The following is a 19,965-nucleotide window of genomic DNA, read 5'->3' as shown; positions in this document are numbered from 1 at the left end:
TATTCCCAGCGTTACAAGGGCGTCAGAGTCAGTTCCGGCGCCGAAGATTTAAAAAGTTGCAACACACTTGCTCGCTCTTGCCCGAGCACCCAGGCAGCGCCCGAATACATCGCCAGCAAAGCGACCACACCGAAAGCCACAAACCAGCGGGCGGGGATCATGCGCGGACGCTTACGCCGTGCCTGCACCGGCCGGGGGGCGCACATTGACAGAGAGGGGAAGTCGCCCCGGACATGCCTTATCTGTCGATACAAGGCATCTCGTACCTCTTCAAGCTGGACCTCTCCCCGCGCCATAACTCTGTATTTGCCTTCGAAACCCATCGACAGGCACAGATACATGAGCTCCAACATCGCCAGGTGCTTGACCGGATCACGGGAGAGGCGCTCCAGCAGTTGGAAAACCTTTTCGCCGCCAAAGGTTTCGTTATGAAAGCGGCTCAACAAACTTATCTTCGACCAGTCGCTGCGACTTCCCCATGCCGTAGTGACTACCGCTTCATCAATGACGCTGCACAGGACATAGCGTGCGGACACCACCTGACCGCTCTCCATGCCCTCGTGCAGGGCGCGGGCTTCGAAGCGGGTGATGCCTGCGGACAGGCGATCATTGAGTGTCTGCAGGTTTTCCCGACCAGCGCTGCGCTTCATTTGGAGCAGCTCAGACAGCGCATCCCAGGCAGCGGCTACCAGAGGGTTAAGGCCCACATTGAAAGGTTGCGCGCCTTGTACAGCGGCGGCATAGATCATTCGGTCCTCCAGTTGCTCAAAACGCGGGGGCGAGAGGAAGTCGGTTATCGGCCCCTGAGCAGGACCGTGGCCGTCACGATCAAGCAAGACGGTTTTTTCATCCTGCGGGTATTCACTTTCCATATTCATGATGTTCAATTCCTGATTGCCCAGAAGGTCAGCTCCAGCTCGGTAAATTCGCCGCCGACATGGAACGCAAAACCACCCGATTGCTCCAGCTGCACAACATCACGGGCACTGAGTTCAAGCATGAAATAGGTTTTACCGGCGTGAAACGGAATTTGGCGTGGCGCCACCGGCATCGGCTTTACCTTGATACCGGCAAGGTGCAGATTGACCAGTTCGCGAATGCGCTCCACAGGCCCAATCTTGAGATGGGCCGGCAACCGGTGGCGAAGCTCTTCAGAATCGCACTGAGCAGCGACCGCCAGGATGAATGTCGCGGTGCCCAGCAGCTTGAGATCCGCCACCGGGCAGACCATCACCCCGTACTGGCGTTGTTGCAGCACCAATTCCACAGCATGCTGCTCAAATACCATCGACAGCACGGTGCGCAGCCCCGCCATCAGCCCTCGAAAGCTTGCGCCTTGGTCGCCATGCAGGTAACGCACGTCAAGATTGGCGCGCTTGCTGTCACTGGCGAAAGTCGATAGCTCGCCCAATATCGACACCATCTCGCGATACAGCATTTGTGTCGGCACTTGCGCTTGGGTCAGGTAGTGACGCAACACCGGCTCGGTCCGGTTGATCAGTTGCAGCATCAGAAAATCTGCGACCTGCGCACCTGCGGTCACGCTGTTACCGCAAATACGCTCGGCAATGGCATCGCCACGGCTGGCCAACAGGCTGATCACTTCCTTGAGGCACGACGACACAAAGCAAGAGCCCTGTACATAAATGAACGTCGGCACAAAATCCGTATCCATTCTGACCCCCTCTTCGCAAGAGGCGTCCAATACCTGGGCAATCTTCAGCTTCACGTAGGCTTCATCACCAGGGTTGTCACCCAGCAACAATCGTAAATCAGGACGTGCACAACTGATCCGGCAAAGAGCGTCCAGCCCGGCATTCGAGTCACCGACATCGATCTCGCAGGCAATGTAGCGTGCCAACACATCGGGTTCACCCTGCGTTCGGGTTTCAACCTGGTTGTTGGTCGCCATCGGCAATGCGAGGTAAACCGATTGCTTTCCCGAGTTGGCCGGGACTTCCAGCACCAACGGCGCCATGGCGGCAGTCAGTTCGAAAAGACTGCCATCCGGTAAAACGCCGCTGGCCTGGTTGACGACCAGCTTGCCCAGGTTGAGGTACTGCAAGTCGACGTCCAGTGCCAGGAAACCCCAGGCGTCACTGCCAAGCAAGCGGGTTCGGTTGAGCTGCTGGTTGTAGTAACGGTCGTTGTGCTGCAGGTGCTGGGGGCGCAGCAACATGCCTTCCTGCCAGATGACTTTATGAACCGGCATGTCAATTCTCCACCACGCCAACGATCGGTTCGGCAACGCGAACACCCGACTGGTCGAGCACCAGATGGGCTCGCGTAACGTGCTGCGGGGCCAGCGGCACCACCCATCGCCATTGCACGTGGGGCAAGTCACGGTAAGCCGCCACCACCCCCACGTAACGACTTTGTGGTTCGCTCCTGAGCTTGAGAGCCACCTGCTCGCCGGGACGCAACTCCAGTTCCTCGCTGTTCACCCAGTCTTTGGGCAGCGCCTGCTCGGCACGCCCATAAAGACTAAAAAAATCTGCGTGTTCGAATGCGACCGGATGCTTCAGCTCCAGCAGGTGCACCACCACTGGCGAAGGACGCCCATGCAGGTCAGGGTTAACCTGTTCGGTGGCTGTCAACGTCAGGTCCAGCTTGGTTAACGTGGAAAAGGGTGACACGCTGCTACAACCAACCAGCAGGCTCGATACAATCAACAGGGGTAAGGCGACACGGGGCATGACTATCATCCTGGGTATCCGGCGAATAACGCCGAGGCCAGGCGTACCTGCTCCTCATACGCCTTGGCAAAGTCGCCGTGCAAAGGCCGTGCGCTCAGCGTTTCTTCGTCGATCAGCCGTTGGTAATGACGCTGGTAGGCCCGCCAACGCGCCCTGTCGCTGAAGAACCTCGGCGCTTTGTCATGGCGCTCAAAACTGAGCAGCAGGTCGCCAGGCGCAAACGCCGCCTGTTGAGTACGCATCGCCGTGCGACACGCAACCAGCAAAGCAACCTGATGCACTTGCAATTGCCGATGGAGCTGAGCAATGACCGCCTCGGCGCTGCATTGCTCCGGCTCGTTCATCTCCAGCAACGATGCCAAGGCTGCGCTGATGCCCGCACTGTGTTTAAAACCGTTCGGGATCTTGATTGAAGCGCCAATACCCAGGTTCCACTCATTGCTCAGCTCATCGTGAGTGTGCAGGTTCTGTTGCAGCCCACTGATAGCGTGCCTCAGCAAACTCGCCACCTTGATCGCCAACGCCTCACGACCAGAGACATCCAACGTGACACCCAACGCTTCGGCAAACTGCGTCCAGAACGCTTCATCGACCGGGGCCGAACGCACGGCAGGCAGGATGGGCGCTATCACGTCGTCGAAAGTGTCCGCCGGTGTCGGTATAACCAGATGATCCTGTTCCACTGAACCGCGATACATGCCTGCCTCGGGAGCGCCTGCGGTGTCTTTCAATGCATCCAGTTCACTCGAACACACTGCATGCATCTGCTCGCGGTCCAGCTCGTGAACAGGGTCCAAGCCCAGATAGGCATCGTCGGGTATCACCCTGCTCTCGGCGAACAGCCCTTGACGATACGATGCCGTTCGCTCATTCAGTCGCGCCCTGACAGCGAATGGCCCCAATTGGAAGACATCCCCATCAACGATCAATCGCGCCTGGCCCTTTTGCAGGGCCTCGCCGCTGCTCAACTGGCAGATACCGTTGCTGCTGATATCCGTCAGGAAATACCGACCGTCACGATAACCAACCAGGCCGTGGTGGCTGGAAAGCAACCGGCTCGGATCTGGGATAATCCAGTCGCAGCCTGCCCCACGGCCGACGACGCCGCCAATACCGTCAAACACCTTGCGTGTTGGCGGCTCAACACCCCCGGCGTCACACACTTCAAGCACTAATTGCATGGCACGCTCCCTTTTCATTGGCCGCGACGGGTCGCTTGGGGGTCACCCAAAGGACGATAGTCAGCATCATCAAACACGTAGTTGGCGTTACAGCCGGTCAACAAACACAGCACAAGCACCACGACTTGCCATGGACGGTCAGGCATCAAATTTCCCCCAGAAGATAAGGCCGGCGGCGAATCGCAGCGGCCACAGGTACGCCATTCAGCATTCCCCACGGGACGCGCTGACAGGGATGTTCAAACGCGCAAGCCGGTAGAGCAGCGTGCGACGTGCGACCCCAAGTTCACGTGCGGTCCGCGTTCGATTACCACGGTTCTTGTGCAGGCAATCGATCAGAAATACTCGCTCTACCCGCTCCAGGCGCTGGCGCAGCGTTGCTTCGACGACTGCGTGAGCAGGCGCCGACGGCAGCAACAGATGGGCAGGCAAAATCACACCGTCATCGCAGAGCAACACTGCGCGTTCCACCAGGCATTTGAGTTCACGGACATTGCCCGGGAACGCATGACTGGAGAGCTGATCAAGCGCAGCGCTGGACCAACTGACCAGCGGCTTTGCGAGCGCTGCACACACACTTTCAGCGAAGTAGCGTGCGAGCAGCAGCACATCCCCGTCCCGCTCCCGCAAGGCCGGCAACTGGATTGGGAACTGCGCCAACCGGTAATACAGGTCTTCGCGAAAAGTGCCCTGGCTGACCATTGCTTTCAGGTCGCGGTGGGTCGCGGCGATAATTCGGACATCGACTTTGTGGGCGGTATTGGCACCCAGCGGGCGCACCTCGCCCTCCTGCAAAACCCTCAGTAGCTTGGCCTGCAAGGACAGTGGCATATCGCCAATTTCATCCAGTAGCAGTGTGCCGCCGTGGGCCGCGTCAAACAGCCCCGCATAGTTACGCTCCGCACCGGTAAACGCGCCTTTGCGGTAGCCGAACAGTTCACTCTCCAGCAAGCCCTCGGGAAACGCCGCGCAGTTTTGCACCACAAACGCCCGCGCACTGCGCGGGCCTGCTGCGTGAATGGCGCGCGCTACAACCTCCTTGCCGGTCCCCGTTTCACCACTCAACAGAACGGTAAACGGTGTATGCAAGACCTTGTCGATCAAGCGGCAAGTCTCATCCATCGCCGTGCAGTTGCCGATCAAGCCGTAGGCGTCGGTAGCAGGTGTGCTGCGCTGGAGAGCAGCAGTGACTTGCCCTGATTGTTTATGCCGCCACAGGGCTAACTGGCTGAAGGTAAAGCTACCCAGTTGGCCCAACGATGCGGCGTAGCCCTGCAATTGCGCCGGATACTGGCTGGCATACAGCAGCACACCACACACTGCCTTGCGCCGATTGAACAGGGGCACGCATGACAGCGAGTGCCAAGGCAGGGCCGCCTCAGGCAGGAAACAGCGGTCATAGGCGCTGTTGCGCAGTTCATCAATGGTCAGGGAACGATGCTGGTTCAGGACATAATGCAAGAGCTGTTCATTCTGAAAGTCCACGCTTGCTGCCAGGGAATCCAGTGATGACGCCCCGGCAAAATGCTGAGCTATCAACCCAAGCTGGCCGGTCGTTTCATCTTGCCAGTACAGTTGGCAAAGTTCGCACTGGCTCAGTTGCGCAACCGCCGTGACACAAAGGTCTGCCAGCGTCGAGTCATCACTCTCGGTCCCCAGACGGGTGAACCAGCTCAGCAAGCGGTCGGCGTAGACCAGAGGATCAGGCAACTGGTTAAACAGACTCTCCATCATTGGCTGAACTCACAGACCGGTACGCCGTTGCCATCCAGCGCTACATGGGTCATTGACACACACTCGCCAATGGCCATCGCACTGAGTAGACGATCCACAATGGGCGGTAGCAGATGGGACTCGATCCAGTGGTCGATGTACCGCGCACCACTGTCATGGTGAAGGCAGCGCTCGACCATGTGTGTAACCAGCTCGGGGGTATGGCTGAACACCAGCTTGCGCCGGTGCAGCCGTTGAGCGAAACGCTCCAGCTTGAGGCTTACCACGTCGCGTAGCCGTTCGCCCGCAAGGGGGTAATACGGCACAACGCATATACGGGCGAGCAAGGCTGGCTTGAAGTGGGCGCGCAACACTGGGCGAATCGCTTCTTCCAGGACCGCTGAATCAGGACGAAAGCCATCGGGGCACAGAGCCGTGATGCAATCGCTTCCCAAGTTGGACGTCATCAGGATCAGCGTATTACGGAAGTCGATTTCGCGGCCTTCACCGTCATTGGCCAAGCCTTTGTCAAAGACCTGGTAAAACAGGTTCAGCACTTCCGGATCCGCCTTCTCGATTTCGTCGAGCAGCACCACTGAATAAGGGCGTTGGCGCACCGCCTCAGTCAGCACCCCGCCCTCGCCGTAACCGATGTAACCGGGCGGCGCTCCGATCAAGCGGGACAAGGCGTGTTTCTCCTGGTATTCCGACATATTGAGTGTGGTGATGAATTGCTCGCCGCCATACAGCAACTCCGCGAGTGCCAGGGCCGTTTCGGTTTTTCCGACACCACTTGGACCGACCAGCAAAAACACGCCCACGGGTGCCCCGGGGACGTTGAGGCCCGCAGCCACAGCACGCAGATTGCGGTCAAGAGCCTGCACTGCAGGTGCTTGCCCCAGAATTCGCCTGCCCAAGGCATCGGCGAAACCCAGGACCCTTTCACTGTGCTCAAGGGCCAGCTGTTCAACGGGAATACCGGTCCAGCCACTGATCACCTGCGCCACCACCCGTGGGCATACCTCATGGTTCAGCCGCCGCCGCTCACTCAGCGCGTGGCGTCGTTCGGCCGTTGGCAACTCAACGTGCGCAAGCCCCTCCCCTGCACTGCACGCATCAACCTTTGGCTGACGCGAAGAGAGTGTCCGCTCGGCCAGGGCTCGTTGTTGAGTCCAGCGGTGTTCGGCTCGCTCCCGTTCAAGCTCAATGGCTTCCAGACGTTGGATCAGCGCCTGCAAGGCCTGCTCGTCAACAGGCAAACCTGCGTCGCTATCCCGCTCGAGCGCCACGCGTTGCCGCATGCCCTCTGCCAACTCGGCACACAAACGCTGCAACGGTTCCGGCGGCGCTGTCAGGCTTATACGCACCTGAGCGCAGGCCGTGTCCAATACGTCCACGGCCTTGTCCGGCAACTGGCGTCCTGCCAGGTATCGAGCGCTCATCTGCGCTGCCGCCACGACTGCATCGTCACGTACGTAAACGCCATGGCTGGCTTCATACACTGGGACAAGCCCACGTAAAATGGAGATCGCCGCCGCCACGCTCGGCTCGGCCACCCGTACCGGCTGGAAACGCCGCGCCAATGCGGGGTCCTTTTCAATGTATTGTTTGTATTCGGACCAGGTCGTGGCCGCGATCGTGCGCAACTGTCCGCGCGCCAGGGCTGGCTTGAGCAAATTGGCAGCGTCGCCTCCGCCCACCTGAGCGCCAGCGCCCACCAAGGTATGTGCCTCGTCGATAAACAGGATAACGGCCTGCGATGAGGCGTTGACCTCGTCGATAACGCCTTTTAGCCGCCGTTCGAACTCACCCTTGATGCTCGCGCCGGCTTGCAGCAAGCCCATGTCCAACGTCAGTATTCGTACGCCCTTGAGTGGCTCCGGCACCTGTGAGGCAACCACCTGCAGAGCCAGCCCTTCGACGATGGCTGTTTTACCCACTCCGGCGTCTCCGACAAGAATGGGGTTGTTCTTGCGCCGACGCACGAGGATGTCGATCAACTGGCGGATTTCCGCGTCTCGACACAGAACCGGGTCGATGCGTCCTTCGCGAGCCTGACGCGTCAAATCGTGGGTAAAGCGCTCCAACAGCGACTCACCCTGTGGCGAAGGAACGGCTTCCAATCGCTGGTTCAACACACAGTCGCGCACACGTTGCGTGTCCAAGCGACTCAATAATTGCTGATAAGCACTGCCCGCGTGCTGCAACGGATGGAGCAGGAGCGCCAGCAATAATGCCCCCTGGTCAACCTCGACTTGCCCCAATTCAAGGTGGGCAACCATTAACGCCTGTTGTAACCACTGCACGAGTGTCGCGGCAAACACCGGACTGCGCGATGCGCCTTGCTCCCCGTTGAGCAGCAACAGGGCTTGCAGCTCGGCGGGGGCAATCTCCGCGTCCGCCAGCGCCCTCACCAAAGGACCATTGGGGTGCTGCAGCAGCGTCTGCAGAAGGTCCTCGACCAGCACCTCCTTGCCGCCGCGCGCCACACATCGCTCGGCTGAACGCTCCAGGTCGAGGCGAGTCGCCGCCGTCAATGTGCGGATCAATTGTTGCAGGTCTACATTCATCATAATCATCAGTCCCTAATGAGAGTTGCTGGCCAGGGTGACCACGCCGTCAGCACGCTCGTACCCCAGCCAACTGGTCCAACCGAGACGACAGACGTTGCGTTCCCCGATATGCAATGGCCTCACTTCGCCGTCGGCCAACACCAGGCGCAGGTCATAGTCCAAGGGGGTTCGCACCATCAACCGAACCAGTGAACACAACGGCCTGTAGTCGTCGCCAGCGGGCAGGAACTCGTGAAAGCGCTGCCAGCTCAAGCCCTTGATATGCACTCTGAACTTGCCACTGCGGTCTGCGACCTGAAGCCCGAGCATCAGGTCCTCGCCGAGCAGGTTGTTCGCTGCGCCAAGCCGGTTGCGTTGCTGTTGGGCAATGGTCACGGTGCGAGCGACCCATTGTTCGATGAACACACCGCGGTGTTTGAAGTAGTGACGCAATACCGCCTCAATCAGGGCCGCCGAATGTGCCCGCAGGCTCAACAATCCCAGACAGGGCAACAGCCGCTTGCAGTCCAACTGCGCAGCGTCGCGAATCTGGCGGCTGCCCAACCCGACCAGTGCGAACATCTGCTCGGAAAACGCGTCGCTGGCCCCGGTGCGAAAACACGCCCGGTAGCGATATTTGCGCCAAATCGGCAGCATCAGCCTGTGCAGGCGGTGGTGAAATACATCAAGAAAGTCACGGCTGACATTCCCACTCGCCTGCTCTTGATAAAACGCAGGCAATGGCGAGCCGGCACCAAAAAGTCCGAGCACATTCAGGCGAAGACGTGCCCGTAACTGGTCGCGTTCGACAAAAAACTCCACCCGATCAATATCGTGCCCGGGGAACCCCAAGCTGGAGTTGGCCTGGAACTCGACCTTCTCATAGAGCTCGTCATCCTCCAGCAATGGATAAGCGTCGCGTAGACGCTCGATCACCTGCAGCACCGCCTGGAAGAGCGAATACTCACGAATCGATTGCGATAGTGCAGTCATAGCAGGGCCTGCTGACCCATCCGGGGTGGCCATAGATACACGTCTCCTTGTGTGCTGGTAACCCGCAGTTCGTGGTACGAATTAAGGCTGGCGTAAAGAGCAAAAAACTCATTGAGTGCCGAGGCGAAGACAAACATGTCGCCCCGGCTGACAAACCCACTGGGGTCAATGTTCAGGTCGACTCGCAGGCCACGTATTGGCAACCCACGATGCATTCGGTCGACGGCCTCGTGGCTGACAGATCTCAGTGCATCCAGCCTTCGTTGACTGATGTTGTGCGCCTGTCGATCGTGATAGCGCGGCAAGTCGTAGGTTTGGAGAATGACCTTCAAGGCCCGTGTATCGGTCAATGACAGGTAATTGAGCGACATGTTGCTGATCAGCTTCCAAAGGAAGTCCTGGTCCAGCGGCGGAGGGAAGCTCGCCGTCGGCGCGCAGATATTGCGAAACGTAAGAAATTCCGGCGTTTGTTCACACGGTTGGTTGATCTCACCAACCTGCAACAGCCGCGGTAAGCCGTGGTTGGTGCACGTCAACTCAACTGAGAGTGTCTCCTGTTGATCTATGGGGCCAATACCGAGACTCAACCAGGTATCAAGCTCGGCGCCCTGCACCGAGGAACGTTGACGAATGCTGTAGCTAGGGGCTTGCATCGAAACGCCACTGTCGCTGTCATGTTCGAAGGATTCGAATGGCACGTACGTCTGGTAGCCCAGCCCACCGGGACGCCATCCGGTAACATGGTCAACGGAAAATACCGCAGCGTTGCCCCGTGCAATGCCACCCGGGAGCAGCAGGTAATCATCCTGCTTGCCATCCAGGCGAATCGGCACCGCATCCTGCTTGAACAGGTTAGTAATCGGCGTGCAATACAGCTTTACGTTATCCAGCGTGGGGCGATGTGGCTCATGTTCCTGAGTGTGCAATTTGAAGCGCAGCTCTACGCACCTGGCCTGCTTGAGGAGTTCGTTTGGTAACCTCTGCAGTGCATCCAAACCCAGTACATCGACAAACAGATACTTGTCCGCAAATGCAAAATACTCTTGCAGGTGGCGGTAGCCGCTGAAGGTGTTCGCCGGATACGGAATCAGCGCCTGATCTTCGTCAAACCCCACAGGTTTTACTTGGCTGGCGGAAAGTCGCAGCGATAAAACCTGCCCGTCGCGACCATTGATCGCAAGCCCATCATGGTCAAAGAGCACCACCTCGATGCTTTCAAGATGACGTAACAGGCTCAGGTACAACCCTTGACTCACTTGTCGATCACCCGCCAGGTGCAAGCGCAACTGAGTGAATGCCCACTCACTGAAATTGCCCTCGACGCTCATTTCCAGGCGCAGGTTGAGCGACGCCCGTGTTCCCTGTGACAGGTATTCCAGGCCACTCAGTTGCAACGGCATGACTTGAGTGGCGTAGCACGTTCGGAAGCGGCAGCGCTCACCGTTGACCAGCACGCTTTCGACCGGTGTATCCCGATCAACACTCAGCGTGGTGCACGCGTGCTTCAATGGGTCAAACTGCAAAATGCTGAAGGCCGGCAATGGCCGCATGTAATTGGGCCACAGCAAGTGCATCAATGAATGGGTCAACTCAGGAAGCTCGTCAGCAAGCTTCTGGCGCAGGCGCCCGGTGAGAAAGGCAAAGCCTTCCAATAGACGCTCGACGTCCGGGTCCTGGCCTGAATCGGCAAGAAAGGGTGCCAGGGCGGGATTGCGTTCAGAAAAACGCCGCCCAAGCGTGCGCAATGCACTGAGTTCACTCTGGTAAAAGAGCTCAAAGGACATCAGGTAACACCTCGACCCGTCCACCACCCACCAGGTGTGCGTTAAACACCACAGGTTGGATGACACCATCGATGACGACGGTTGCCTCAATCACAAACGCCAGTACCAAAGGGTTGTAGGCACCCTCCCTCCTCCTGACACGTACATTCCCCAACCGAGGCTCGTACGCCTGGATAAAGCGTTCAATCGCCAAGCGCGATTGGCTGAGTGATTCATGCAGGCTCAAGCGCATGTCATTGAGGTCGGGCAGCCCATAATCTGGTAGCGCCTGGACACTGCCGGCACGCGTACTGAGCATTCTCTCCAGATGCGCGGCAATACACGCCACGCTGTCGGTCCTGGCAGGCACCAGACCGTCGAGACGCTCAAAAAGGCTGCGATAATCGGGTATCCCCTGACCCTTCCTCATTCTTTGTCGAGTTTGCCAACGAGGGACAGCGTAAAGTCCGCCCCCATGTACTTGAAGTGCGGTCGCACACTGAGGTTGACGCGGTACCAGCCGGGTTCACCCTCGACATCACTGACCACGATACGGGCAGCCCGCAATGGACGCCGCCCGCGAACCTCGGCGCTGGGGTTCTCTTGATCTGCGACGTATTGGCGGATCCATTTGTTGAGCTCCAGTTCGAGGTCGGTCCGCTCCTTCCAAGACCCCAGTTGCTCACGCTGCAATACCTTGAGGTAATGGGCCAGGCGATTAACCACCATCATGTAAGGCAACTGGGTACCCAGGCGGTAGTTCAACTCAGCGTCCTTACCTTCGGTACTGCCCCCGAACGTTTTGGGCTTCTGTACCGAACTGGCCGAAAAGAATGCCGCGTTATCACTGCCCTTGCGCATGGTCAGTGCAATGAAGCCCTCTTGCGAAAGCTCGTACTCACGACGGTCAGAGACCAGTACTTCGGTCGGGATCTTGGTTTCGATTTCCCCCATGCTCTGGAAGTGATGCAGGGGCAGATCTTCCACCGCGCCACCGCTTTGCGGACCGATGATGTTCGGGCACCAGCGAAACCGGGCGAAGCTGTCAGTCAGTCGAGTGGCAAACGCAAAGGCAGTATTGCCCCACAAATAGTGCTCATGACTGTTGACCACGTTTTCCTGGTAGGCAAATGTCTTGACCGGGCATTCAAGGGGATCGTATGGGGTTCGCAACAGGAACCGCGGCACAGTCAGTCCGATATAACGCGCATCCTCGCTCTGACGAAAGCTTTGCCACTTGGCGAATTGAGGCCCTTCGAAATGATCCTTGAGGTCCTTCATGTCAGGCAGACCGGTAAAGCTTTCGAGTCCGAAAAAGTTCGCGCCTGCGGCAGCGATAAATGGCGCATGGGCCATGCAGGCAACGCTGGCGGCGTACTGCATCAGCTTCACGTCCGGTGCGCTTGGCGAAAGCGAATAGTTGGCGATAATGGCGCCCACCGGCTGCCCGCCAAACTGACCATACTCGGCACTGTAGATATGTTTGTAGAGCCCGGACTGAGTGATTTCCGGCGAATCTTCGAAGTCATCCAGCAGGTCCTGCCGTGAGACATTCAGTAGTTCGATCTTGATGTTCTCGCGAAAATTGGTCCGGTCGACGAGCAATTGCAAACCTCTCCAGGAGGCCTCCAGCGCCTGAAAATCCGGATGGTGAAGAATCTCGTCCATTTGCTGGCTGAGCTTCACGTCAATCTCTGCAATCATTCGATCAACCAGGCGTTTCTTGACCGGCTCGCCGCTGTTGTGCGGCTTGACCAGCTCTTCGATAAACGCCGAGACACCGCGCTTGGCAATGCCATAAGCCTCGTCATCCGCACTCAGTAGTGTCTGGGCAATGATGGTGTCTAGGATGCTGTGTTCTTCGGTGACTTGTGTGGATAGCGGATGCTGTTGGATCGTCATGGCGTCAGTGTCCTTTTACTGAAAATGTCAGGCGGTGGGATCGCTCAATCCCAATTCAGCCAATACCCGGGCTCGGGACCCGTCATCCGCCAAAGCCCGCTCTATGGCCTTGCGAAAACTCGGCGTGTTGCCCAAGGGCCCTTTGAGTGCCATTAGCGCTTCACGCAGTGCCATCAGTTTTTGCAGCTCCGGAATCTGCTCGACCAAATTCGCCGGGCTGAAGTCTTTCATCGAATTAACCCGAACCTGGATAGCCAATGCGTCCACATCCGCAGACTCCTGGAGCCGGTTGGGCACACTCAGCGTCAGCTCCAACGCCTGCTTGGCCAATACGTCGTCAAAGGTGTTCTTGTCGATGCCGATGGGCTTGCGGTCTTCGAGCTTGCGTTGATCCTCGCGCTGGGTGAAATCGCCCAACACCAGCAATTTCAGCGGCAGTTCGACTTCTTCCTGGGCACCGCCAACGGCTGGCTTGAAGGTGATATTGATGCGTTCCTTGGGTGCTACCGAACCGTCTTTGGCCACGGTAAATCTCCTTTTCCGAGTGGATCGAAGGCCTATTCAAGTACCGCTTCAACATCGAAGTGGCACAGCCTTCGGTGGGTGTCTTCCTTACGCTCACGTACGGTTTTGCTTTGCGGCAAAAGCTCGCAACAGCGGTACAAAAGCTGGGCTACGTGGAGGGCCAGATCTGGCTCCCAACGATCCAGCCCCGCACGTTGCAGTTCGTGATCCAGGCCTTCGAGTTGCACCTTCGCCAACGCTTGCTTGCCGGCCAATACACACAACCGAGCCAGGGCCAGCCGCCAGTGAAAACGAGCACGCTCGCTGCGAGCGGCGTGCATGCCCTGCTTGAGTTCGCGCACCGCCGCCTTGAGACCGTCTTTGCGTAACGTCGGCATGACGTCCTGCAAGGCTGCCTCCCAGGGTTCGGTATTGGCATCAACGACCTCGCCGGGCGGCGCAGGTGGCTGCAAGTGGCGAGCGACCTGCAAAGTGATCCAGTCGCGGGTGGCGCTATCAGCAAACGGCACGCCGTCGTGAAACCTGAACTCAGGCAGATGTGGCAGACGCTGCAGTAACAGCGCAAAGCTCACTTCCAGTTCGGTCATTGCCAGGTTGGCCTGCAAAGCCTCAAGGCACTCCCAGACCATGCGCAGGCCGTCAAACCAGAACAATGCGCCTGCCAGACTGGTCTCAAGTTCCAACAACAGTTCGCCGTACTGCCCCTGGGCAAAACGCTCCCGATAGCGCTTGAGCTTGTCGGACGCCGGGCCGCGCAGCACCGTGAGGCGCTCGCTGTCAGCGTCCGGGTAGCCGTTGAGTGCCAGCCAGGTCAGTGTCCGGTTAAGGCGCATGGCGCGCAGGTCGGTGGCGTTCTGGCGCAGCCACCAGTGACACAAGGGCCGGGCTTGTTCCTGCAGTGTGCGCAGTAACTTATGTGCCTCTTTTTCGTTTTCTACCGAAGGCTCGGAATTCAGTAACCGGGTCGCGGCCTGCTTGACCTGAGCCATCACGCCGGTTGCAGCCACAGCATGGGCTTCCCCTTGCTCTGCATGCGCCAACCGCTGCGCCAATTGCCGGCGCACGGGCAACAGCAGTGGAGCCTCATCACTCATGTGCGCAGACCAGAGGTCATCAAGGTGTGTCAGATGCTCAAGCATGCGTCGGAACAATGGCTGCTGATCGTTGAGCGGAAAGCTTTGCGTAAACAACGGTTCAAGACGCAGCACCAACCAGCCAAAGGCTGCACCACGGGTACGCGGCTTTTCCGGGTAGGCAACCGCCCAATGGTGCTCACAGAGATGACGCAACACCCCCAGCCCCGCCAACAGACCAGGGAAAGATTCACGCTGATATAAGGCCCAGGTCAACCAGGCGGCCACACGTAAATCCTTGGTGTGCTGGCGCAGCAGACATTCACTGATTTGCGTCACTTTGAGCCAGTCCGGCTGAGCGCTGACGTGAATCGATTGCAGCTTGCCAAGCTCGGATTCAAGGGCTTCATATTCACTCGAAAAACGCATATCGCTGCCCGCAAAATTAATGTGCGAGCAAGGCAATAAAGCAAGTTCAAGGTAATAAACACACAAAGCGCCTGAATAAACCATTTTGAGCCATGCACCCTATAAAAAATAACATCCGCCGAAACAAGCACACTTACCCACACAACTAGCCGCGTTCCGAATCCCACTAAGCCTTTCACGAGATTCGCAAACCTTAGCCATGCATAAAATATTCAGCAAGCATCGAATCCGCACTTAAGGAATTTCCTACACCCTGCGTAATGACTGGGCTGTGCATCATTTTGCGCAGATCAAATTTGCCAAAACCCTTAGTTAATTCACGCAACCAATAACCGCCCACAACAACACGATGAGCAACTTAGTGCGCACTTCTGCGCAACCTATTTCACTTAAAATCCAATAAACCACCCGACGACTTAGTTAAAACTCCGCCCTCATCACGCCACCTTATTGTTTTTGTTGCGCTTATTATTTTCAGGCACGCTTTTTGTTATAGGAGGTTGCCCACCCGGCACAATCGCCGCAGGGAATTACCTCAACTACCCGGCAAGGAAACCCGTCATGCCAACACCCGCGTATCTTTCAATCACCGGTGTCAAACAAGGTCTGATTACGGCAGGCACTTTTACTCAGGACTCGGTAGGCAACATTTATCAGGAAGGCCATGAAGACCAGATACTGGTCCAGGCATTTGCTCATCAGGTGATTATTCCCCGTGATCCGCAATCGGGTCAGCCAACAGGCCAGCGGGTTCATAAACCGTTGATGATCAGCAAGGTCTTCGATAAATCATCGCCCCTGCTGTTCAGTGCGCTAACCAGCGGCGAAGAAGTCAAATGCCGGTTGGAGTGGTTCCGTACCTCCTCGGCTGGAACCCAGGAGCACTACTTCACCATCGAACTCGAAGGGGCGACCATCGTGGACATCCAGTCGCGCATGCCCAACTGTCAGGCACCTGAAAACGCGCACTTCACGCATCTGGAAGACGTGCACTTCACCTATCGCAAGATCATCTGGACTCACGAGGTGGCGGGTACTTCCGGCTCTGATGACTGGCGTAGCCCGGTCGCCGGCTAACCCTGGGGGATGCAGGAACCGGCGCCATGGAAGGCGCCGGTTCTGCCAGGCGGGTTGTTACACCATCGCCAGCGGGTGCTTGCGCTTGGGGGCGCCAAACACACGGTCGATGGCATCCAGATCGTGCTCGTCCAGCACCAGTTTCGCGGCGCTGGCGTTGAGCCGCACATGCTCGGGACTCACCGCTTTTGGGATCGCAATCACGCCCTCCTGGCGCAGTACCCAAGCCAGGGCGATTTGTGCGGGTGTGGCCTCGTGTCGATGGGCGATCTGCTTGAGCGTCGGGCTGGACAGCAGCTCACCGCCCTGGGCGATTGGGCAGTACGCCATCAACGGCAAATGGTGCTGTTGCCACCATGGCAGGAGGTCGAACTCGATACCACGCTCTTCGATGTTGTAGAGCACCTGGTTGGTGGCACAGGCTGGGGAAGCGAGTTCCTGCAGGTCGGCGACGTCAAAGTTGGAAACACCCCAACGGCCGATCTTGCCCGCCTCGCGCAGACGCTCAAAGGCTTCGACGGTTTCTTCAAGCGGGTACTGACCGCGCCAATGCAACAGGTACAGGTCAATGTAGTCGGTACCCAAGCGCTGAAGGCTGGCATCGCAGGCACGGGGAACGCCCTTGTGGCTGGCATTGTGAGGGTAGACTTTACTGACCAGGAATACCTGATCGCGCTTGCCGCGAATGGCCTCGCCGACCACTTCCTCGGCGCCGCCTTCACCGTACATTTCGGCGGTGTCGATCAAGGTCATGCCCTCGTCGATACCCAGTTGCAACGCGGCGACTTCGGCTCTGCGCTGGTCTGGGTTTTCGCCCATTCGCCAGGTTCCCTGGCCGATGACAGGAACGGGAACACCGGCCAGATCAATGGTACGCATAACAACCTCCTGATGAGTTCGCGGATTAACAGTGTGGCACTGACCGGACAAAAGGGTTCAATCGAAGTATGGTTAGCCTTTTCCAAGTCGCCAGGACGGACCTGCAATGCTGTTTGTCGTCATGCTCGGGGGCAAGCACCCACGGGCTAAAATCGAAGTTCACGATGTGGTATTCGCAGTCGCGGATACGCTGCAACACACCTACACCCAATTGCGCGACGGCTGGTTCGGCAGCCCTAAGGGTGTGCATATCGATGCGTGGATGGCCGTCGATGGCGTCGACGGCTGGAAAGTCGAACTCAGCCAGATGGCGCCGCCTGCCGACGCGCATCACCTGTACTTCATCAACCTCGGCGGCTACGAGGCCAACGCTTTTGGCGAGGCCCATCATTACCTGCTGGTGGTCGCCCGGGACAAACAGGAAGCCAAGCGCAAGGGGCAGCGGCAAATGTTGCAACACTGGTCCCAGGCCCACACCGATGGCGTAATGGATATCGACGACTGCTTGCCGATTGATCTGGTGGACGGTCGCTATGTTCACCTGGTGCAAGGCCCGCACCAGCCGATCATCCAGCACAACGACTACATCATCCTGCCGTGAGCCCTCACGCGGCGGGCATCAGGGCTTTACCAAACAGACGATTCCCATGGGTTTCCCCCTGGAAGGTATACGTCGGCGCACCCAGCAGCGCATAACCGCGCCGAGGGTAAAAACCCAGCGCGCGCGCATTGCCCACCCACACGGTCGCCCACAATAACGAGGCGCCGCCGAGCTTGGCGCGCTGCTCTGCCGCTTGCAGCAATTGATAGCCGATCCCCAGGCCGGTAAATCGCTCCTGTATATACAGGCGTTGCAGTTCGGCAACGTCAGACGCCTCGATCATCGAATGGCTGGCGGTGAGTTTGACCTGGGCAAAACCAACGAGATGGCCATCCGACTCAGCCACCACCAGCGAGATATCGGGCTGCGCCATCAGTTCGGCGATGGTCTGCGGCGCAAAGGCCTGCAACGCTTCATTGGCAATCGAACGGCGAATGCCCTGCGTCGCGTAGGTATCAAGGAACACCTGCATACCCAGCACGCCAATGCACAAGGCGTCCTCGGCAATGGCATTACGAAGAGTGATTTCAGGGCGGTTGGCAGCAGACATTGAGCCTCCGTACTCGTGGGTCCCAAAGAGCTACGTTTTACCACGAATGCCGGTAACAGCAATTGCCACTGCCGATGTGCCACAGTAGGGTTGATCCCTCGCCCTATCCGCAGGAACCCACCATGAGCTTTTTTTCCGACCCCGATGCCGTTGCCCGCTACGCCGAGGGCCCCGTGCGCCTGGTGCCGGGCTTCGATGGCTTGCAGCGCATGACCACCCTGCTGCTGCGCGAAGCGGTACCCGCTGCGGGCAATGTGCTGGTGCTCGGCGCCGGGGGCGGCCTGGAGTTGAAATGTTTTGCCGACGCAGAACCGAACTGGCGTTTTGTCGGTGTGGACCCGTCGGCTGAGATGTTGAAGCTGGCGCAGGCGACGTTGGGCCCTTTCAATGCGCGCGTGCAGTTACATGAAGGCTATATCGATACCGCGCCGTTGGGGCCGTTTGATGGGGCGACGTGCCTGCTGACCCTGCATTTCATCCCCAAGCCAGAACGCCTGCAAACACTCAAGGCGCTGTGGCAGCGGTTACTGCCCGGCGCACCGCTGATTGTGGCGCACCATAGTTTCCCGCAGACACCGCAGGAAAAAGCCCGCTGGTTGAAGCGCTATGCAGCGTTTGCAGTGGACTCGGGCGTGCCGGCGGAAGATGCCGAACGGGCGATTACGGCGATCAGTGCGCAACTGCCAGTGCTGTCACCCGAGCAGGATGCCGCCCTGATGCAGGACGCCGGGTTCGAAGACGTGGCGTTGTTCTACGCAGGCTTCAGCTTCAAAGGATGGGTGGGCTACAAGCCACGCTAGCCGCTTTACCAACTGCCTGACGCCCCACCGCCACCACTGGAACCGCCGCCACCGGACGAGCTGCTATCGGAACTTGAGCGACTGGAACTTGAGCTGCTGGCGCTCGAACCACTGTCACCGCCAGACCTTGAACCGGAGCCCGAGCCTGCAACGCTCTGCACAAACAGAATAAACGCGGCGAACGAGGCCACCGGTATCGCGACGATCCAGCCTTCGTAGCCGCGCCCCACCAGCCAACCGGCCAACACATAAATCGCCACGACCACCAGCGCACGCACGCGGAAGAAGCGCGGGCTGTTTTTCCACGACGCCCTGATGACCAAAAACAGCCCCGCGTACAGGCCCAGAATCAATGCGCCGCCTAATGGCCATAGCAGCCAATGGACCAAGTTGACGTCCATCAACCGATCCGCCATCAATACTCCGCCGATGTACACCAGCAAGCCAATCACGCCGTAAAACACTCGGCGCGCCAGCCACAGCGCACCGAAGGTCGCACCACCAATCAACAGGGTCAGCGGCAAGAGCAACAGGTAGACCGGCCAGTCCCGGCCGCCGCCGTACATCGTCAGCAGCAGCGTCACCACCAGCGTAGCAATCAACGCCAGGCGCCAATGCAGCTTGCCCGCAGCGATCAGCACACCGCCGACGGCGCCGACGATGAACGCCAGCAACACCGCGATCGCTTGAGGGTTAAGCCCCGGCGGTGCCACGTCGGGCAGGTCGCCTCCGTCCACCAGCAGCGTCAGATCGTCGACCGTCTGTTGAATACCGCCCGCGTAGTCGCCCTGGCGAAACGCCGGAGTAAGGTGTTCTTCAATGATGCGGTGCGCCAGCAGGTCGGTGACGGTGCCTTCCAGGCCGTAGCCCACTTCGATACGCACCTTGTGGTCATTCTTGGCGACCACCAGCAGGATGCCGTCGTTGACGTCCTTGCGCCCCAGTTTCCAGGCACGGAACAGTGGGTTGGCGAAGTCTTCGATGCTCGCGCCGCCCGTGGTCGGCACCAGCAGCACGGCAACTTGCGCGCCTTTGCGCTGCTCCAGTGCCGCGAGCTGAGATTTCAGGCGATCGGTGGTGCCGGTGTCCAGCGTATTGGTGAGGTCGATCACCCGTTGGTCGAGGGTCACCTTGATTGGCGAGGTATCGGCCAGGGCCGTATTCAACAGGGCGAAACATACTAAGGCCAATACACTCAAGACCGATTGCCGCAAACACAGCCGCATACATT

General features: G+C 58.5%; 19 protein-coding genes. 3 read left to right on the top strand and 16 right to left on the bottom strand.

Annotated features, from left to right (window positions below; genetic code table 11):
• Positions 1-11: 11 nt before the first annotated feature.
• From icmH to tssA, 13 genes are read right to left on the bottom strand one after another with little or no spacing between them, the layout of a single operon-like run.
• The gene (gene icmH, locus CPH89_RS23410) at positions 12-878 is read right to left on the bottom strand and encodes a type IVB secretion system protein IcmH/DotU (RefSeq protein ID WP_232005400.1); all 867 of its coding nucleotides are present in this window, start codon (positions 876-878) and stop codon (positions 12-14) included.
• A gap of 5 nt (positions 879-883) precedes the next feature.
• Entirely contained in the window at positions 884-2,212 is a 1,329-nt protein-coding gene (gene tssK / locus CPH89_RS23405; RefSeq protein WP_053256385.1) for a type VI secretion system baseplate subunit TssK, read from the bottom strand.
• Between the two features lies 1 nt (position 2,213).
• Positions 2,214-2,696: a type VI secretion system lipoprotein TssJ gene (tssJ, locus tag CPH89_RS23400; protein WP_053256386.1), complete on the bottom strand. Its 483-nt coding sequence runs from the start codon at positions 2,694-2,696 to the stop codon at positions 2,214-2,216.
• A 5-nt stretch (positions 2,697-2,701) separates the two neighbouring features.
• A complete protein-coding gene (gene tagH, locus CPH89_RS23395; RefSeq protein WP_053256387.1) occupies positions 2,702-3,877 on the bottom strand; it encodes a type VI secretion system-associated FHA domain protein TagH in 1,176 nt (391 codons plus the stop codon).
• A gap of 14 nt (positions 3,878-3,891) precedes the next feature.
• Positions 3,892-4,023, bottom strand: coding sequence for a hypothetical protein (locus tag CPH89_RS23390; RefSeq protein WP_053256388.1), 132 nt, complete (start codon positions 4,021-4,023; stop codon positions 3,892-3,894).
• A 58-nt stretch (positions 4,024-4,081) separates the two neighbouring features.
• Positions 4,082-5,611 (bottom strand): sigma-54 interaction domain-containing protein, encoded by a 1,530-nt coding sequence (locus tag CPH89_RS23385; protein ID WP_053256389.1) that lies wholly within the window; start codon positions 5,609-5,611, stop codon positions 4,082-4,084.
• Positions 5,608-8,163, bottom strand: coding sequence for a type VI secretion system ATPase TssH (gene tssH, locus CPH89_RS23380; protein WP_053256390.1), 2,556 nt, complete (start codon positions 8,161-8,163; stop codon positions 5,608-5,610). The genes CPH89_RS23385 and tssH overlap by 4 nt, the downstream gene beginning before the upstream one ends.
• Before the next feature lie 12 nt (positions 8,164-8,175).
• Positions 8,176-9,168, bottom strand: coding sequence for a type VI secretion system baseplate subunit TssG (gene tssG, locus CPH89_RS23375; RefSeq protein ID WP_053256391.1), 993 nt, complete (start codon positions 9,166-9,168; stop codon positions 8,176-8,178).
• Positions 9,132-10,919, bottom strand: coding sequence for a type VI secretion system baseplate subunit TssF (gene tssF, locus CPH89_RS23370; RefSeq protein WP_053256392.1), 1,788 nt, complete (start codon positions 10,917-10,919; stop codon positions 9,132-9,134). The genes tssG and tssF overlap by 37 nt, the downstream gene beginning before the upstream one ends.
• Positions 10,909-11,328 (bottom strand): type VI secretion system baseplate subunit TssE, encoded by a 420-nt coding sequence (gene tssE / locus CPH89_RS23365; RefSeq protein WP_078828118.1) that lies wholly within the window; start codon positions 11,326-11,328, stop codon positions 10,909-10,911. The genes tssF and tssE overlap by 11 nt, the downstream gene beginning before the upstream one ends.
• Positions 11,325-12,800: a type VI secretion system contractile sheath large subunit gene (gene tssC, locus CPH89_RS23360; protein ID WP_053256393.1), complete on the bottom strand. Its 1,476-nt coding sequence runs from the start codon at positions 12,798-12,800 to the stop codon at positions 11,325-11,327. The genes tssE and tssC overlap by 4 nt, the downstream gene beginning before the upstream one ends.
• A gap of 27 nt (positions 12,801-12,827) precedes the next feature.
• Positions 12,828-13,325 carry a type VI secretion system contractile sheath small subunit gene (gene tssB / locus CPH89_RS23355; RefSeq protein WP_053256394.1) on the bottom strand — a complete coding sequence of 166 codons (498 nt, stop codon included), beginning with the start codon at positions 13,323-13,325 and terminating at the stop codon, positions 12,828-12,830.
• Positions 13,326-13,357: 32 nt separating this feature from the next.
• Positions 13,358-14,911 (bottom strand): type VI secretion system protein TssA, encoded by a 1,554-nt coding sequence (gene tssA, locus CPH89_RS23350; protein ID WP_081006373.1) that lies wholly within the window; start codon positions 14,909-14,911, stop codon positions 13,358-13,360.
• Positions 14,912-15,388: 477 nt separating this feature from the next.
• Between tssA and CPH89_RS23345 the strand changes: the two genes are divergently transcribed.
• Entirely contained in the window at positions 15,389-15,904 is a 516-nt protein-coding gene (locus CPH89_RS23345) for an Hcp family type VI secretion system effector (protein WP_053256396.1), read from the top strand.
• A 57-nt stretch (positions 15,905-15,961) separates the two neighbouring features.
• Here CPH89_RS23345 and CPH89_RS23340 read toward each other — a convergent pair whose 3' ends face one another.
• Entirely contained in the window at positions 15,962-16,783 is an 822-nt protein-coding gene (locus tag CPH89_RS23340; RefSeq protein ID WP_053256397.1) for an aldo/keto reductase, read from the bottom strand.
• Positions 16,784-16,889: 106 nt separating this feature from the next.
• On the opposite strand from CPH89_RS23340, the gene CPH89_RS23335 reads away from it, so the two are divergent.
• Positions 16,890-17,384 carry a DUF1543 domain-containing protein gene (locus CPH89_RS23335; RefSeq protein WP_053256398.1) on the top strand — a complete coding sequence of 165 codons (495 nt, stop codon included), beginning with the start codon at positions 16,890-16,892 and terminating at the stop codon, positions 17,382-17,384.
• A gap of 4 nt (positions 17,385-17,388) precedes the next feature.
• On the opposite strand, the gene CPH89_RS23330 is transcribed toward CPH89_RS23335, so the two are convergent.
• Positions 17,389-17,934 carry a GNAT family N-acetyltransferase gene (locus CPH89_RS23330; protein ID WP_053256399.1) on the bottom strand — a complete coding sequence of 182 codons (546 nt, stop codon included), beginning with the start codon at positions 17,932-17,934 and terminating at the stop codon, positions 17,389-17,391.
• A gap of 122 nt (positions 17,935-18,056) precedes the next feature.
• On the opposite strand from CPH89_RS23330, the gene CPH89_RS23325 reads away from it, so the two are divergent.
• A complete protein-coding gene (locus CPH89_RS23325; protein WP_053256400.1) occupies positions 18,057-18,734 on the top strand; it encodes a class I SAM-dependent methyltransferase in 678 nt (225 codons plus the stop codon).
• 5 nt (positions 18,735-18,739) lie between these two features.
• Here the strand turns inward: CPH89_RS23325 and CPH89_RS23320 are convergent, their stop codons facing one another.
• Complete coding sequence (locus CPH89_RS23320; protein ID WP_053256401.1) at positions 18,740-19,960, bottom strand: TPM domain-containing protein; 1,221 nt, start codon at positions 19,958-19,960, stop codon at positions 18,740-18,742.
• Positions 19,961-19,965 lie beyond the last annotated feature (5 nt).

It is taken from the genome of Pseudomonas fluorescens, from assembly GCF_900215245.1.
GTDB classification, from domain to species: Bacteria; Pseudomonadota; Gammaproteobacteria; order Pseudomonadales; family Pseudomonadaceae; genus Aquipseudomonas; species Aquipseudomonas fluorescens.
Note: the sequence above shows the minus strand (reverse complement) of the source record. Positions and strands in the feature narration are given on the sequence as shown.

Excerpts from the sequence above, each read along its gene's own strand:
- CPH89_RS23335 (WP_053256398.1), top strand. The coding sequence starts at position 16,890 with ATGCTGTTTGTCGTCATGCTCGGGGGCAAGCACCCACGGGCTAAAATC.
- tssC (WP_053256393.1), bottom strand. The coding sequence starts at position 12,800 with ATGACGATCCAACAGCATCCGCTATCCACACAAGTCACCGAAGAACAC.
- tssG (WP_053256391.1), bottom strand. The coding sequence starts at position 9,168 with ATGGCCACCCCGGATGGGTCAGCAGGCCCTGCTATGACTGCACTATCG.
- CPH89_RS23390 (WP_053256388.1), bottom strand. The coding sequence starts at position 4,023 with ATGCCTGACCGTCCATGGCAAGTCGTGGTGCTTGTGCTGTGTTTGTTG.
- tssE (WP_078828118.1), bottom strand. The coding sequence starts at position 11,328 with ATGAGGAAGGGTCAGGGGATACCCGATTATCGCAGCCTTTTTGAGCGT.
- CPH89_RS23345 (WP_053256396.1), top strand. The coding sequence starts at position 15,389 with ATGCCAACACCCGCGTATCTTTCAATCACCGGTGTCAAACAAGGTCTG.
- tssA (WP_081006373.1), bottom strand. The coding sequence starts at position 14,911 with ATGGTTTATTCAGGCGCTTTGTGTGTTTATTACCTTGAACTTGCTTTA.
- tagH (WP_053256387.1), bottom strand. The coding sequence starts at position 3,877 with ATGCAATTAGTGCTTGAAGTGTGTGACGCCGGGGGTGTTGAGCCGCCA.
- tssK (WP_053256385.1), bottom strand. The coding sequence starts at position 2,212 with ATGCCGGTTCATAAAGTCATCTGGCAGGAAGGCATGTTGCTGCGCCCC.
- CPH89_RS23340 (WP_053256397.1), bottom strand. The coding sequence starts at position 16,783 with ATGCGTACCATTGATCTGGCCGGTGTTCCCGTTCCTGTCATCGGCCAG.
- CPH89_RS23320 (WP_053256401.1), bottom strand. The coding sequence starts at position 19,960 with ATGCGGCTGTGTTTGCGGCAATCGGTCTTGAGTGTATTGGCCTTAGTA.
- CPH89_RS23330 (WP_053256399.1), bottom strand. The coding sequence starts at position 17,934 with ATGTCTGCTGCCAACCGCCCTGAAATCACTCTTCGTAATGCCATTGCC.
- tssF (WP_053256392.1), bottom strand. The coding sequence starts at position 10,919 with ATGTCCTTTGAGCTCTTTTACCAGAGTGAACTCAGTGCATTGCGCACG.
- tssJ (WP_053256386.1), bottom strand. The coding sequence starts at position 2,696 with ATGCCCCGTGTCGCCTTACCCCTGTTGATTGTATCGAGCCTGCTGGTT.
- CPH89_RS23385 (WP_053256389.1), bottom strand. The coding sequence starts at position 5,611 with ATGATGGAGAGTCTGTTTAACCAGTTGCCTGATCCTCTGGTCTACGCC.
- tssH (WP_053256390.1), bottom strand. The coding sequence starts at position 8,163 with ATGATGAATGTAGACCTGCAACAATTGATCCGCACATTGACGGCGGCG.
- CPH89_RS23325 (WP_053256400.1), top strand. The coding sequence starts at position 18,057 with ATGAGCTTTTTTTCCGACCCCGATGCCGTTGCCCGCTACGCCGAGGGC.
- icmH (WP_232005400.1), bottom strand. The coding sequence starts at position 878 with ATGAATATGGAAAGTGAATACCCGCAGGATGAAAAAACCGTCTTGCTT.